This window comes from Thalassiella azotivora, from assembly GCF_054781695.1.
The window spans coordinates 91,172-105,498 of record NZ_BAAGTX010000004.1 but is presented as its reverse complement, the minus strand read 5'-3'; the positions used below and the strand labels follow the sequence as shown (position 1 = coordinate 105,498).

Genomic DNA, 14,327 nt, shown 5'->3' with positions numbered 1-14,327 from the left:
CACCGCGACCGGGGAACACCCGGCCCCTACGATCGGTTGTGCCGACGAGCGACGACGGTGGCCCCAGCGCGCCGTCCCGACCGAGCGCGCCGGAGCGGCGCGCACCCACGAGGAGACAGGCCAGCGTGAGCGACGACGTCCGAGAGCTGATCATCATCGGGTCCGGCCCCGCCGGGTACACCGCCGCCATCTACGCCGCCCGGGCGAACCTCGAGCCGCTCGTGGTCGCAGGGTCCGTCACCTCCGGTGGCGCCCTGATGAACACCACCGAGGTCGAGAACTTCCCCGGCTTCCCCGACGGCCTCATGGGCCCGGCGCTGATGGAGCAGATGCAGGCGCAGGCGGAGCGGTTCGGGGCCCGGATCGAGTACGACGACGTCATCGAGGTCGACCTGACGGGCGACGTCAAGGTCGTGCGGACCGCCCTGGACGCCACGTACCGGGCGCGCTCGGTGATCCTGGCGACCGGGTCCGCGTACCGCGAGATCGGCCTGGAGAACGAGAAGCGCCTGTCGGGGCGCGGCGTCAGCTGGTGCGCCACGTGCGACGGGTTCTTCTTCAAGGACCAGGACATCGTGGTCGTCGGTGGCGGGGACTCCGCGGTCGAGGAGGCCACCTTCCTCACCAAGTTCGCCCGCAGCGTCACCCTCGTCCACCGTCGCGACACGCTGCGCGCCTCGAAGATCATGCAGGAGCGCGCGTTCGCCAACGAGAAGATCTCGTTCGCGTGGAACAGCGAGGTCGCCGACGTCCTCGGTGAGGACAAGGTGACCGGCGTGCTGCTGCGCGACACGCAGACGGGCGAGACCCGCGAGCTCGCCGCGACGGGCCTGTTCGTCGCCATCGGCCACGACCCGCGCGTCGAGCTGTTCCGCGACCAGGTCGACCTCGACGAGGCGGGCTACGTCGTCGTCGAGGGCCGCACGAGCCGGACCAACCTGCCTGGCGTGTTCGCCTGCGGCGACGTGGTCGACCACGAGTACCGCCAGGCCATCACGGCCGCCGGCTCCGGGTGCGCCGCCGCCCTGGACGCCGAGCGCTACCTGGCCGCCCTCGGCGACGCCGGCGCCCCGGCGCCCGACGCGGCGCTCACCGCGCCCGAGGGCCACTCCTCGGACGAGGTCCCCGTCGGCTGAGCCACGGGACGACCGCACGACCCCTGCACCCCCAGCACGACTGACGCACGCGACCGAGAACCGACCGAGAGGAGCCGCCCCGTGGGCGCGACCAGGACCGTGACCGACGACACCTTCGAGACCGAGGTGCTCAAGGCCGACAAGCCCGTGCTCGTGGACTTCTGGGCCCCCTGGTGCCACCCGTGCCGGCAGGTCGCGCCGATCCTCGAGGAGCTCGCCACGGAGCACGCCGACAAGATCGAGGTCGTCAAGGTCAACACGGACGAGAACCCGAAGATCGCTTCCAGCTACGGCATCACGTCGATCCCCACGCTGAACGTCTACTCGGGAGGCGAGCTCGTCAAGAGCATCGTCGGGGCCCGCCCGAAGCCGGTGCTCGTCCGGGAGCTCTCCGACTTCCTCGGCTGAGACCGACCGCTGACCTGGCCGCGCCCGGCGCCTGTCCCGCCTCCCCGGCGGACGGTGCCGGGCGCGTCTGCGTCCGGTGCCAGCGTCCGGTGCCAGCGTCCGGTGCCAGCGTCCGGTGCCAGCGTCCGGTGCCAGCGTCCGGTGCCAGCGTCCGGTGCCAGCGTCCCGTGCCTGGGTCCGTGCCTGGGTCCGAGCCTGGGTCCGTGCTCAGCCGCCGGAGAGGACGGGGACGCGCACGGAGCCGAGGATCCGCTCCAGCGCCTGCTCGACGTCCTCCCGCCACGACAGCGCCGTCCGCAGGTCGAGGCGCAGCCGCGGGTGCCGGTGGTGCTGTCGGACCGTGGTGAAGCCGACCGCCAGCAGGAAGTCCGCCGGGACGACGCACCCCTGCGCCGGCGCGTAGCGGTCCTGCGCGCCCGCCAGGCCGAACGCCTCGATGGCGCGCACGCCGCGCCGGGTGAGGTCCTTGGCGGCAGCCTGGACCAGCATGCGTCCGAGGCCGCCACCTCGGTGCGCGACCGCCACCTGACCGCTCATCAGCAGCACGGCGTCCCCGCTGACCGGTGACGTCGCGAACGACACCGAGCGCGGGACGTACGCCGGTGGGGCGTAGACCACGTGCCCCACCGGTTCGTCGTCGACGTAGGCGACGCGGCCGCAGGACCCCCACTCCAGCAGGGTGGCGGACAGCCACGCCTCCTTCTCGAACCCCGGGTCACCGGTACGGCGGGCCCGGTCGGCGGCGACGGGGTCGAGCTCCCAGTACACGCACCGGCGGCACGGCGGCGCGAGGTCGTCGAGCGTCTGCAGGGTGAGGGGGTCGAGCCGACGCGACATGCGGTCAGCCGGCGTCGACCTGCTGGGCGGGGACCGCCGGCGTGACCGCCTCCTGCCACGGGTCGTACCCGCCCGGCCGGCGCGGCCGCAGCAGCGTGGCCACGAACGCGACCGCGGCACCCGCCAGCAGGCCCGAGACGACGAGCCGGACGACCTTCATGCGACACTCCAAGGACGAAGCGGCGGGGTGCGAGCACCATCGTAGGACCACGGTCACGGTCGGTGAAGCCCGCCGTCCGCAGCATCCCGACGACGGGCGGACCACCCATGCAGCGACGTGTTCCCGACGAGCCTGCCCACCCAGGCCAGGCGACCGACGCGACGAGTGACGTGACGACCGGCCGGTCCAGCCGGACCGCGGCCGGGGCGACCGGCGCGGGCGCCCCGGGGCGCGGGGGCCAGGGCACGCGCCTCGACGCCTGGGCCGGCCACTACGCCGCGCGCACGCGCGGGATGACCGCCTCCGAGATCCGTGCCCTGTTCGCCGTCGCGAGCCGGCCGGAGGTGGTCTCCCTCGCCGGTGGCATGCCCAACCTCGCGGCCCTGCCGATGGACGCCGTGGGGGACCTCGCCGCCTCGCTGCTGCGCGACCACGGCACGACGTCCCTGCAGTACGGCTCGGGGCAGGGCGACCCCGTGCTGCGCGAGCGCATCCTCGACGTCATGGCGCTGGAGGGCATCGACGCGCACGCGGACGACGTCGTCGTGACGACCGGCTCCCAGCAGGCGCTCGACCTCGTGACCCGGGTCTTCGTCGACCCGGGCGACGTGGTCGTCGCCGAGGCGCCCAGTTACGTCGGTGCCCTGGGTGTCTTCCGCGCGTACCAGGCGGACGTCGTCCACACGCCGATGGACGCCGACGGGCTCGACCCCGACGCGCTCGAGGTGACGCTCACCCGCCTCGCCGCCGAGGGGCGCACGGTCAAGCTGCTGTACACGGTGCCGAACCACCACAACCCCGGCGGGGTGACGCTCTCGCGCGAACGCCGGGCCCGCGTTCTCGAGGTCGCGCAGCGGTGGGACGTGCTCGTCCTGGAGGACAACCCGTACGGCCTGCTCGGTTTCGACGAGGAGCCCCTGCCCGCCCTGCGGAGCCTCGACGCCGAGGGCGTCGTGTACCTGGGCTCCTTCTCCAAGACGTTCGCCCCCGGGCTGCGGGTCGGGTGGGCCCTGGCACCGCACGCGATCCGCGACAAGCTCGTGCTCGCGAGCGAGTCGGCCATCCTGTGCCCGAGCGCCTTCAGCCAGGCCGTGGTCGCCCGCTACCTCGACCTCCACGACTGGCGGCACCAGGTGAAGGTGTACCAGCAGCTCTACCGGGAGCGGCGGGACGCGATGCTCGCCGCGCTGGACGACCTCCTGCCCGATGCGTCCTGGACGGTCCCCGGCGGCGGCTTCTACGTGTGGGTGCGCCTCCCAGGCTCTCTCGACGCCAAGGCGATGCTGCCCCGGGCCGTCACCGAGCGCGTCGCCTACGTCCCGGGGACCGCGTTCTACGCGGGTCCGACGTACGGCCTGGAGCCCACAGCGACCGGCGGAGCGGCCCAGGACCCGGTGGACGGCGGGGACGGAGGCGTCCCGGGCCGCTCGCACGTGCGCCTGTCGTACTGCTACCCCGATCCGGAACGGATCCGTGAGGGCGTCCGGCGGCTCGCGGGCGTGGTCGACGGTGAGCTCGACGTCCGCCGCACCTTCGGGGCCGCCGCCGGCAGCCCGTCCGGGGGCCGACCCGAGGTCCTCTCCCCCGGCCCCGAGACGACCTGACGGCGTCGCACTCTCACCGCCGAGATCCTCTGTCCCCCAACGAGAACGGGTGTTCGCATGTCTGCTGACGGGCCTCGGGTCCTGGTCGTCGCGGGTGGTCTGTCCCACGAGCGCGAGGTGTCGCTGCGCTCGGGTCGCAGGGTCGCCGACGCGCTGCGGCAAGCCGGGTGCGAGGTGCGGGTCAGCGACCTGGACGGCTCCCTGCTGAGCACCCTGTCCGAGGACCCGCCGGACGTCGTGTGGCCGCTGCTGCACGGCGCCACCGGTGAGGACGGCTCCGTCCGTGACGTCCTCGAGCTCGCCGGGGTCAGGTACGTCGGGTCCACGCCGGAGGCGTGCCGGCGCACGTGGGACAAGCCGGTGGCCGGGTCCGTGGCCGCCTCCGCCGGGGTGCGCGTGCCCGACGCGGTCGCGCTGCCGCACGCGGTCTTCCGCGAGCTGGGAGCCGTCGCCGTCATGCAGGCGCTGGAGCGTCGCTTCGGCCTGCCCCTGGTGGTGAAGCCGAGTCGCGGCGGGTCGGCGCTCGGCGTGACGGTCGTGCAGCGCGCCGAGGACCTGCCCCGTGCCATGGTCGACTGCTTCGCCTACTCCGACGTCGCGCTGGTGCAGCGCGCGGTGAGCGGTCGGGAGGTCACCGTGTCGGTGCTCGACCTCGGTGAGGGTCCCCTTCCACTCCCCGTCGTCGAGATCGTCACCGACGGCGCCTACGACTACGACGCCCGGTACAACCCCGGGCGGGTCGAGTACTTCTGCCCCGCCCGTCTCTCGGACGACGACACCATGCAGGTCGCCGCTGCGGCCGTCTCCGCGTACCAGGCGCTGGGGCTGCGTCACCTCGGCCGCGTGGACTTCATCCTGGACGACGAGGGGACGCCGTGGTTCCTGGAGGCCAACGTGGCCCCCGGGATGACAGAGGTCTCGCTGCTGCCTCAGGCCGTCCAGGCGTCCGCTCTCGACCTGGCCACGACCTACCGCCGGCTCGTCGAGTCCGCCGCCGCGTCCTGACCCCCGTCGCGACAGCCGGCTCGGTCGGGCGCAGCCCTGCCCGCCCCGGGAACCGGCGTGGCGTCCTGACCGGGACCCGCGCGGACGTCTCTCCGGGCCGCCGGGCGTGAGCCCGGGTGCGTGACCGGAGTGGGACGACGCCAGCTGGGGTCGTCCCACTCCGTCGTCCCGTTCGCGTCAGCTGTCGCGGAACACGCCGCGCTCGTCCGGGGCGAGCACGCCGACGATGCGGTTCAGGTCGTCGACGGTCGCGAACTCGACGGTGAGCCGCCCTTTCCGCTGACCCAGGGCGATCTTCACCCGGGTGTCGAAGCGGTCCGAGAGACGGCTCGCCAGGTCGTCCAGCGCAGCGTGCCGGTCCCCCGACCGCACCGGCCGCCGCTTGGCCGGAGCGCCGTCCTCTCCACCGAGCGCGACGATTTCCTCCGTCGAGCGCACGGACAGTCCCTCGGCGACGATCCGCTGCGCGAGGCGCTCCATCGCCGCGGCGTCGGCGAGGCCCAGGAGCGCCCGCGCGTGCCCTGCCGACAGCACGCCGGCAGCGACGCGACGCTGGACGAGGGGCGGCAGCTTCATCAGCCGCAGGGTGTTGGAGATCTGCGGCCGGGAGCGACCGATGCGCGTGGCCAGCTGGTCGTGCGTGCAGCCGAAGTCGTCGAGCAGCTGCTGGTAGGCCGCCGCCTCCTCGAGGGGGTTGAGCTGGCTGCGGTGCAGGTTCTCGAGCAGCGCGTCCCGCAGGAGGTCGTCCTCCTGCGTCTCTCGGATGATCGCCGGAATCCGGTCGAGTCCGGCCTGCTGGGTGGCCCGCCAGCGACGCTCCCCCATCACCAGCTCGTAGCGCGACTCCCCGTCGTCACCGGCGAGCGGCCGGACCACCACCGGCTGGAGCACTCCGATCTCACGGATGGAGTGGACCAGCTCGCTCATCGCCTCCTCGTCGAACACCTGACGGGGCTGACGGGGGTTCGGGCTGATCGACGAGACCGGGACCTCGGCGAACCGCGTGCCTGGCACCGGGACCAGGTCATCAGGACCGGGCGCCTCGTCGGTCACGTTTCCCGTGAAACCGTCGGCGGCGTCAGCGGCGTTTCCCGTGAAACCGTCGACGCCGTTCCACGTGGAACCAGCCGTCCCAGCGTCTTCCGGTGTCGCGGTACTCGCCGGTGTGGGTGCTCCCGCGGCTGTGTCCCCGGTCGAGGTGGGACCAGCGACACCTCCGTCGGCCGGTGCCACCGGCGCACCGGTACCGTTCCCGCCCGCGCTCCGAACGGTCACGTCCGCCGGCCTGGCAACGGAGTCGTCGGCTCCCGAGCGCGCCCCGGGCTCATCCCTCGTCGCGGTCTCCGCGGCCGGCTCCGGCGTACCACCCTCCGCGGGGGCGGGGTCGTCGCGGGTCGCGCCCGCGGACGTCCCGTCCTTCGCAGTGCCACCGTCTCGCTCGGGGAAGAAGACGTCCACGGGACGATCGGTCGCCCGCTGGGGAGGGGCGCTCGGGATGAGTGCTCCCAGACCACGTCCCAGACCGCGTCGCTTCTCGCTCACTGCTTCTCCTCCGCCGCTTCGCGGCCGTCAGCGGCAGGCTCAGGCTCCGTGCCGTCACAGTCCATGGTGGTCGCCGCGCTGGCCGACCCGGTTCCCGCCACGCCGCGGTCGGCGATCTCCTGCGCGGCGGACAGGTACGACAGCGCGCCGCTCGAGCTGGGGTCGTACGTCATCACCGTCTGGCTGTGGCTGGGGGCTTCGGAGATCCGGACCGACCGGGGGATGGTGGTACGCAGGACCGTGTCGGGGAAGTGCGTGCGCACCTCGTCGGCCACCTGGGCCGCCAGCCTCGTCCTCCCGTCGTACATGGTCAGCAGGATCGTCGACACGTGGAGCTCGGGGTTGAGGTGCGACTTGATGAGCTCGATGTTCCGCAGCAGCTGGCTCAGCCCCTCCAGGGCGTAGTACTCGCACTGGATCGGGATGAACACCTCGCGCGCGACCACGAACGCGTTGACCGTCAGCAGCCCCAGACTCGGAGGGCAGTCGACCAGGACGTAGTCGACGCGCGGCAGGTCGTTCTCCTCCCGGTACGCCAGGTAGGCGTCGAGCGCCGTTCGCAGCCGCGTCTCACGCGCCACCATGGACACGAGCTCGATCTCGGCGCCGGCGAGGTCGATCGTGGCCGGTGCGCACAGCAGGTTCGGGACGTCAGGGCACTCCTGGACGACGTCCTGCAAGGGCGTGCCCTCCACGAGTACGTCGTACAGGCTCGGCACCTCGGCGTGGTGGTCGATGTTGAGGGCCGTCGACGCGTTGCCCTGCGGATCGTTGTCCAGCACCAGCACCGTCAGCCCGGCCTGCGCCAACGACGCCGCGATGTTCACCGTCGTCGTGGTCTTGCCGACACCACCCTTCTGGTTGGCGACGGTCAGCACGCGAGTTCGAGGTGGCGCCGGGAACCGGCGCCCTGCCAGTGCGATACGGCGGCGCGCGTTCTCGGCGAGCTCCTGGGCGAGCGGGGTGCTGTCGTCGGTGAAGGGGATCGACTCCGCCACCGCCGCCCTGCGCGCCTCGTCCTCGGGATCCACGTCGACGACGTCCACGGGGTCGTCGAGTGGGTTGTCTCCACCTCGCACGTCGTTCTCTGGGTCGACGGTCAGGCCGGTTCCACGTGGAACCTCGTGACGCGCCCCGGCGTCGGCCCAGGAGGTCACCGTGCCCCCGCCTGCGGCGTGTGAGTCCGCCGGGGCGCCGGCGGCGATCACCGATGAGCCGTCGTCGAACTGACCCGCTGTTGGCCCCACCCGCTCCGGCACTGGCGGCCCGCCGTGCGGGCGCTCATCGACCTCGTTCATCTGCTCGTGCTCCTCGGGCCCGGTCGTTCCACGTGAAACGGGAGATGGGACAGCGCTCACCGGTGCAGGGGGCGACGGAGCGACCACGGGTACCCGACCCGTCCCATCGTCCGGTCCACCAGACCCGATGACCTCGTTGGACGCCTCGATTCCAGGAGCAGCATCGCCGGGTGACGAGCCGCCGCGCGGAGCGACGTCCCCGGGCCCCGCTCCGGGCGCTGCGCCGGACGGCGTGAACCGGTCGTCCTGTTCGATCCGCCCGCCCGGGACGCTCCCGCTGGGCGGCCAGCCAAGGTCACCTGAGGGCGGCCGCTCGCCACCCGGCCACCCCAGACCCGTGCGGTCCGGCCCGGTCCCCTCACTCACGCGTCCACCCCATCGTCACCGAATGTCCCTCCCAGCCGTGATGCCGTCCGTCAGCGTGAAGGGCGGCGGCGTCGGGGCCGCTTCCCGGTCCGAGGAGCGGTGCCCGCAGTGAGCCGGCGGACGTCGGCCCCGACCCTAACCCGCACCACGGTCGTCGGGGTCTCCAGGACCCCGGCCCCGCAGGTCACGACGTCCATGGCGTCCACTCCCAGTCGCAGGAGCGCAGCGCGCGAAGCGTCGAGCTCCTCCTGGGCGCTGCGTCCCTTGATGGCGAGCATCTGCCCGCCCGGCGCCACCAGTGGGAGGCCCCACCGAGCCAGCTTCTCCAGCGGCGCGACCGCGCGTGCCGTGACGACGTCCGCGGTCACCTGCCCGGCGACCTCCTCCGCTCTGGCCCGGCGTACCGAGACCGTCGCCAGCTCGAGGTCGTCGACGACCTCGTCGAGCCAGCTGGTCCGGCGTTCCAGCGGCTCCACGAGGGTGATCCGGATGTCAGGTCGGGCGATCGCGACAGCCAGGCCAGGCAGGCCGGCGCCGCTCCCGACGTCCACGACGGAGCATCCTGCAGGGAGCAGCTCGCCGAGCACAGCGCAGTTCAGGACGTGGCGCGTCCACAGGCGCGGCAGCTCCCGCGGGCCGAGGAGTCCCCAGTCGACCCCTGTGGTGGCCAGGTGCTCCGCGAAGCGCTCGGCGAGCGGAAGGCGGTCCCGGAACAGGGACACCGCCGAGGTCGGAGTCGCCTCGACGGTGTTGGTCCCTGATCGATCCGTTTCACGTGGAACAGGATCGGCTCCACGTGCAACGGCCTCGTCTCCCACGTCAGCCCCCAGTGGGCAGGACGACCACGCGGCGCTCGGGCTCCTCGCCCTCGGACTCGCTGCGGAGACCCGCCGTGGCGATCGCGTCGTGCACGACCTTTCGCTCGAACGGGGTCATCGGATCGAGCCGAACCGGAGCCGCGGTGCGGCGGCACTCGGCGACCGCGCGAGAGGCCAGCGCCTCGAGGTCCTTGCGACGGCCGGCGCGGAAACCGGCCACGTCCAGCATGAGCCGGCTACGTTCGCCGGTCCTGGTCTGGACGGCCAGCCGCGTCAGCTCCTGCAGCGCCTCGAGCACCTCACCGTCGCTGCCGGCCAGACGGCGCAACGAGCGGTTGGACACGGCATCGGCGACGACGGACACCGACGCGCGGCCGTTCTCGACGTCGATGTCGATGTCGCCGTCGAGGTCGACGATGTCGAGAAGCTCCTCGAGGTAGTCGGCGGCGACGTCGCCTTCCTCCTCCAGTCGCTGGGCGGCGGTGCGTCGCTGTCCCTCGTCCGCGGCCGGTGCAGGCGCCGTGGTGACGGCGTCGCCGGCGCCCGGGTGCCCTGGGTTCGGGTCCACGACCGCGGTCTCGGGGGTGCCCGACGGCTCGGTGCCCGACGTCTGCACGGCGGTGGTCTCGACGTCCGCGCCCGGGACGTCGCTGTTCTGCTCGCTCATGACGGTCTCCTCGCCGCCCGGACCGGGCGGTGTTCTGGGACAACAGGTGCTGCTCTGAAAACGAAGGGGCGACGGTCCACCGCCGCAGGTACTCAGGGGCGGGGACGGTTCCTGGCGCCGGTGCCCGCACGGGATCCGCCCTGCGCACGGGACTTGCCCTTGCCCTTGCGCTTGGGGCTCTTGCCGCCGTTGCCCGCGGCTCCGGTGCCCTTCGACCCCTGGCCCCCGCGGGGACCGGTGGTGTCGCCCTCCACGGACGGAGCGACGTCGGACGCCGGAGCCGCTCCGTCGTCGCGGCCATCGGCCTCCGGGTCCGCACCCGGGTCCTCGTCGGCACCACCCGTGGCTGCAGTGGGGCCCTCGCCCGGCCGGCGCCCGCGCTGACGGTCCTTGCGCTTGGGCTGCACCCGCTGACCACGGGCGGTCGTGGGGGCGGCCTCCTCCGCGACGGCCGCGTCCGCCCCGGGTGCGGGCTTGCCCTTGCGGGCACGGCGCTCCATCAGCGCCTTCTCCGCCGCGGAACCCGGGGCGGGCATCCGCCGGATCACGTAGAACTGCTGACCCATGGACCAGACGTTCGTGGTGAACCAGTAGATGAGGACACCGATCGGGAAGTTGACGCCCGACACGGCGAAGATCACGGGCAGCGCGTAGAGGAGGATCTTCTGCTGCTGAGCGAAGGGGTTGTCCAGCGCAGCGGCCGGCATGTTCTTCGTCATCAGCTGCTTCTGCGTCGTGAACGTCGTCGCTGACATCAGGATGATCAGCACGACCGTCACGAGCTTGGTCGCCAGGTCCTCCGAGCCGAGGAACGTCGAGGACAGCTGCGCCCCGAAGAGCGTGGACTGCTCCGCCTGCGCGGCGAGCTCCTGCGTGAGCGCACCGATCGGCTCGTCGCGACCCTCCGCGATCGGCCGCAGACCGTTCAGGACGCGGAAGAGCCCGAAGAAGATCGGGGCCTGGAGCAGGATCGGCAGGCACGACGCGAACGGGTTCGTCCCCGTCCGCTTGTACAGCTCCATCGTCTCCTGCGTCATCGCCTGACGCGACGCCGGATCGGTCTTCCCCTTGTACTTGGCCTGGATCTTGCGCATCTCCGGCTGGATGAGCTGCAGACCGCGGGAGGCCTTGATCTGCTTGACGAAGAGCGGGATGAGCAGGATGCGCATGACGATCACCAGTCCGACGATCGACAGCCCCCACGTCCACCCCGACGCCTCGGGCATGCCGAGCATCGTCAGGAGGCTGTGGAACTGCACCATCAGCCAGGCCACGGCGATCTCGATCGGCGTCAAGAACGCGAAGAAGTCCACGCTTGCTGCTCCTGCCGGTCAGGCGGCGGCCGCCGGCGTCGCCGGCCCGTCGTCTTCGGTGCGGTCACCGGATCCGGTGACCGAGGTCTGTGAGGGGGTACCCGGTCCCGCAGGACCCTCGCGCGGGGGGACGAGGTCGACCCCGCCGGGGTTCCACGGGTGGCAGCGCCCGAGGCGGCGCGCCGCCAGCCAGCTGCCGCGCACGGCGCCGTGCACCTGCAGCGCCTCGACCGCGTAGGCCGAGCACGACGGGTAGAACCGGCAGGTGGGTCCCAGCAGCGGCGAGACGAGGAGCTGGTAGAGGCGGACGACGCCGACCAGGACGCGTCGCGGCAGGCGCCTCACGACGGCCGCCGCCCCGCCGCCGGCTGCGTCCGGGCGGACCGCTGGGCGCGAGCGAGAGCGGCGTCGAGGTCGGCGGCCAGCTCGCCCGACGAGGCCCCCGAGGACGCAGGCAGCGCCCGGACCACCAGACGCGAACCCGTGGGGACCGCGTCGAGCCGGGTCCCGACCAGGTGCCGCAGCCGTCGCTTCACGCGGTTGCGGACGACGGCTCCGCCCACGGCCTTGGACACCACGAACCCCGCCGTCGTCGTACCCTCCGCGGCCCCGGCAGGGGACGTGAGGTGGACGACGAGGCGGGGTCTGCCGGCGCGGGCGCCGCGACGCACGGCGGCGCTGAAGTCCGCAGAGCGCCGCATCCGGTGGGCCGCTGGTAGCACCCGGAACCCGCGGGAGGGTCTCAGGCCGAGAGCTCGGTGCGGCCCTTGCGGCGACGGGCGGCCAGGATGGCGCGGCCCGCGCGGGTACGCATCCGCAGGCGGAAGCCGTGCGTCTTGGCGCGACGGCGGTTGTTCGGCTGGAAGGTGCGCTTGCTCACGGGTGGCTCCACACAGGACTGGTCGACCGCGTGCGTGCACGCGAGGGGAAGAAGGGCACCGGACACCGCCGGCCACCACCGGACGCCCACGCCGACCGCCGAGGCGGTGCGTGGGCATGCGACAGGGGCCGCCGGACACCAGGCCGTTCCACGGTACGGGCCGGGCTCGGAGCCGGTCAAACCGGCGGGCCCGTGGCCGCGGGCGCCTCCACCTGGAGGACGGCGTCGTCCACAGGTTGTCCACAGGCTGGGGGAAACCTGTGCACACCATCACCGGCGCCGTTGTGGACGCACGTGCGGGTCCTCTCCCGCCCACTGCCATCATGGGACCCCGGTCCGGGTCGACGGAACCGGCGATCATCTCCCGACCGGCCCGGGGCGCGGCGTCCGACACGCCGGCCCCCGGGCGGATTCGTGGGGACGGGACGTGAGGAGCCGCTTGTCGCTCCACGGACCGCGGTTGTACCGTCGCTCGCCGTACGGTGTGACGGGCCCTCCTGGTGAGTGCGCCGGACCCCGCGTTCCGCGACCCCCGGTACGCACAGGGTGTGGACAACCCTGTGGAATGTGCACGTCCGACGGTGGCGCGAGTCGAAGGGTGGGTGGCAGCACGGTGGCCGATCAGCAGGAGGACCTCCCCCAGGTCTGGCCCCGTGTCGTGCGCTCGCTCGCCAGCGAGCACTCCGCCCAGCAGATGGCGTTCGTCCGCCTGGCCCACCCTCTCGGCCTGCTCGACGGGACCGCCCTCTTCGCCGTCCCGAACGACCTGACCAAGGAGATGATCGAGCAGCGCATGCGCGCGCCGATCAGCGAGGCGCTCTCGGCCGCGATGGGCCAGCCCGTCCGGCTCGCCGTCACGGTCGACCACACCGTCGAGAGCTCCCTGGTCGAGGAGGACGACGAGGAGGTGGACGACGAGCCCGCGGCCGACGTCCTGCCGATGCCGACGCGCCGCGAGCGCGACGCCGGCCGGCAGGCCGAACCCGCCCGGCTCAACCCCAAGTACACGTTCGACACCTTCGTGATCGGCGCCAGCAACCGGTTCGCCCACGCGGCGTCGGTCGCCGTGGCGGAGGCACCGGCCAAGGCCTACAACCCGCTCTTCGTCTACGGCGAGTCCGGCCTGGGCAAGACGCACCTGCTGCACGCCATCGGCGACTACGCCCAGCACCTCTACCCCGGCGTCCGGGTGCGCTACGTGAACTCCGAGGAGTTCACCAACGACTTCATCAACTCGATCCGGGACGAGCGGGCGGGCGCGTTCCAGCGCCGCTACCGCGACGTCGACGTCCTGCTCATCGACGACATCCAGTTCCTGCAGGGCAAGGAGGGGACGCAGGAGGAGTTCTTCCACACCTTCAACACCCTTCACAACGCCAACAAGCAGGTCGTCATCACCTCCGACCTCCCGCCGAAGAAGCTGTCCGGCTTCGAGGAGCGGATGCGCTCGCGGTTCGAGTGGGGTCTGATCACCGACGTCCAGCCGCCCGACCTGGAGACGCGCATCGCGATCCTGCGCAAGAAGGCGGTCGGCGAGCGGCTGCTCGCGCCGGACGACGTGCTGGAGTACATCGCGTCGAAGATCTCCACGAACATCCGGGAGCTCGAGGGCGCCCTGATCCGGGTGACCGCGTTCGCGAACCTCAACCGGCAGCCGGTGGACCTCTCGCTCGCCGAGGTCGTGCTCAAGGACCTCATCACCGACGACGAGACGCGCGAGATCACCGTCGCGACGATCATGGCGCAGACCGCCGACTACTTCGGGCTGACCATGGAGGACCTGTCGGGATCGTCCCGGTCGCGGGTCCTGGTGACCGCCCGCCAGATCGCCATGTACCTGTGCCGTGAGCTCACCGAGCTGTCGCTGCCGAAGATCGGGCAGGCGTTCGGCGGCCGCGACCACACCACGGTGATGCACGCGAACAAGAAGGTGCGCGAGCTGATGACCGAGCGCCGGTCGATCTACAACCAGGTCACCGAGCTGACGAACCGGATCAAGCAGCAGCACCGGACCTGACGCCGCCGACCGCCCCGACGGGGAGCGCGCGCTCCCGTCCACGACGCCCTCGTCCACACGGACGGGGGCGTCGCTGCATCCCGGGCCCCGCGTCGCCTACTGATCACGCAATGCCATCACTCGAACACGGCGAGTGCCAATCCCATAGATCTGCCGCGCGCGTCAAGAGGTTCCACACAGGCTGTGGACAACTCTGTGGATCTGTGGACCGACCTGTTGGCAGCCGGTGGACGAGCGGTGGACGGCGCGGGACGGCGGCGGGGACGCGAGCCGTCG

Annotated in this window: 15 protein-coding genes; 5 read left to right on the top strand and 10 right to left on the bottom strand. The window is 72.4% G+C overall.

Features of this window, described 5'->3' with window-relative positions; all coding sequences use genetic code 11:
• Positions 1–125 precede the first annotated feature (125 nt).
• Both trxB and trxA read left to right on the top strand, forming a co-directional pair.
• On the top strand, positions 126–1,136 hold the full coding sequence (gene trxB / locus ACYVQV_RS04265) for a thioredoxin-disulfide reductase (protein WP_461022017.1): 1,011 nt from the start codon (positions 126–128) through the stop codon (positions 1,134–1,136).
• An 81-nt stretch (positions 1,137–1,217) separates the two neighbouring features.
• Complete coding sequence (trxA, locus tag ACYVQV_RS04260; protein WP_461022016.1) at positions 1,218–1,544, top strand: thioredoxin; 327 nt, start codon at positions 1,218–1,220, stop codon at positions 1,542–1,544.
• Positions 1,545–1,751: 207 nt separating this feature from the next.
• Here trxA and ACYVQV_RS04255 read toward each other — a convergent pair whose 3' ends face one another.
• The gene (locus tag ACYVQV_RS04255; RefSeq protein WP_461022015.1) at positions 1,752–2,381 is read right to left on the bottom strand and encodes a GNAT family N-acetyltransferase; all 630 of its coding nucleotides are present in this window, start codon (positions 2,379–2,381) and stop codon (positions 1,752–1,754) included.
• A 4-nt stretch (positions 2,382–2,385) separates the two neighbouring features.
• A complete protein-coding gene (locus ACYVQV_RS04250; RefSeq protein WP_461022014.1) occupies positions 2,386–2,541 on the bottom strand; it encodes a hypothetical protein in 156 nt (51 codons plus the stop codon).
• Between the two features lie 293 nt (positions 2,542–2,834).
• Here ACYVQV_RS04250 and ACYVQV_RS04245 point away from each other — a divergent pair, with 293 nt between their 5' ends.
• Together ACYVQV_RS04245 and ACYVQV_RS04240 are read left to right on the top strand one after the other, a co-directional pair.
• Complete coding sequence (locus tag ACYVQV_RS04245; protein WP_461022086.1) at positions 2,835–4,145, top strand: aminotransferase-like domain-containing protein; 1,311 nt, start codon at positions 2,835–2,837, stop codon at positions 4,143–4,145.
• A 57-nt stretch (positions 4,146–4,202) separates the two neighbouring features.
• Positions 4,203–5,150, top strand: coding sequence for a D-alanine--D-alanine ligase family protein (locus tag ACYVQV_RS04240; protein WP_461022013.1), 948 nt, complete (start codon positions 4,203–4,205; stop codon positions 5,148–5,150).
• Between the two features lie 177 nt (positions 5,151–5,327).
• On the opposite strand, the gene ACYVQV_RS04235 is transcribed toward ACYVQV_RS04240, so the two are convergent.
• The 8 genes from ACYVQV_RS04235 to rpmH all read right to left on the bottom strand — a co-directional run bounded on the left by ACYVQV_RS04235 (position 5,328) and on the right by rpmH (position 12,034).
• Positions 5,328–6,692: a ParB/RepB/Spo0J family partition protein gene (locus ACYVQV_RS04235; RefSeq protein ID WP_461022012.1), complete on the bottom strand. Its 1,365-nt coding sequence runs from the start codon at positions 6,690–6,692 to the stop codon at positions 5,328–5,330.
• Positions 6,689–7,990 carry a ParA family protein gene (locus ACYVQV_RS04230; protein ID WP_461022011.1) on the bottom strand — a complete coding sequence of 434 codons (1,302 nt, stop codon included), beginning with the start codon at positions 7,988–7,990 and terminating at the stop codon, positions 6,689–6,691. Before ACYVQV_RS04230 ends, ACYVQV_RS04235 begins: the two co-directional genes overlap by 4 nt.
• 416 nt (positions 7,991–8,406) lie before the next feature.
• Positions 8,407–9,078, bottom strand: coding sequence for a 16S rRNA (guanine(527)-N(7))-methyltransferase RsmG (gene rsmG / locus ACYVQV_RS04225; RefSeq protein WP_461022010.1), 672 nt, complete (start codon positions 9,076–9,078; stop codon positions 8,407–8,409).
• 97 nt (positions 9,079–9,175) lie between these two features.
• Entirely contained in the window at positions 9,176–9,742 is a 567-nt protein-coding gene (locus ACYVQV_RS04220) for a Jag family protein (RefSeq protein ID WP_461022085.1), read from the bottom strand.
• Positions 9,743–9,933: 191 nt separating this feature from the next.
• Positions 9,934–11,154: a membrane protein insertase YidC gene (yidC, locus tag ACYVQV_RS04215; RefSeq protein WP_461022009.1), complete on the bottom strand. Its 1,221-nt coding sequence runs from the start codon at positions 11,152–11,154 to the stop codon at positions 9,934–9,936.
• A gap of 18 nt (positions 11,155–11,172) precedes the next feature.
• The gene (gene yidD / locus ACYVQV_RS04210) at positions 11,173–11,499 is read right to left on the bottom strand and encodes a membrane protein insertion efficiency factor YidD (RefSeq protein ID WP_461022008.1); all 327 of its coding nucleotides are present in this window, start codon (positions 11,497–11,499) and stop codon (positions 11,173–11,175) included.
• Positions 11,496–11,876: a ribonuclease P protein component gene (gene rnpA, locus ACYVQV_RS04205; RefSeq protein ID WP_461022007.1), complete on the bottom strand. Its 381-nt coding sequence runs from the start codon at positions 11,874–11,876 to the stop codon at positions 11,496–11,498. The genes yidD and rnpA overlap by 4 nt, the downstream gene beginning before the upstream one ends.
• Before the next feature lie 20 nt (positions 11,877–11,896).
• Positions 11,897–12,034, bottom strand: coding sequence for a 50S ribosomal protein L34 (gene rpmH, locus ACYVQV_RS04200; RefSeq protein WP_034225701.1), 138 nt, complete (start codon positions 12,032–12,034; stop codon positions 11,897–11,899).
• 613 nt (positions 12,035–12,647) lie between these two features.
• Here rpmH and dnaA point away from each other — a divergent pair.
• On the top strand, positions 12,648–14,051 hold the full coding sequence (gene dnaA / locus ACYVQV_RS04195) for a chromosomal replication initiator protein DnaA (RefSeq protein ID WP_461022006.1): 1,404 nt from the start codon (positions 12,648–12,650) through the stop codon (positions 14,049–14,051).
• Positions 14,052–14,327 lie beyond the last annotated feature (276 nt).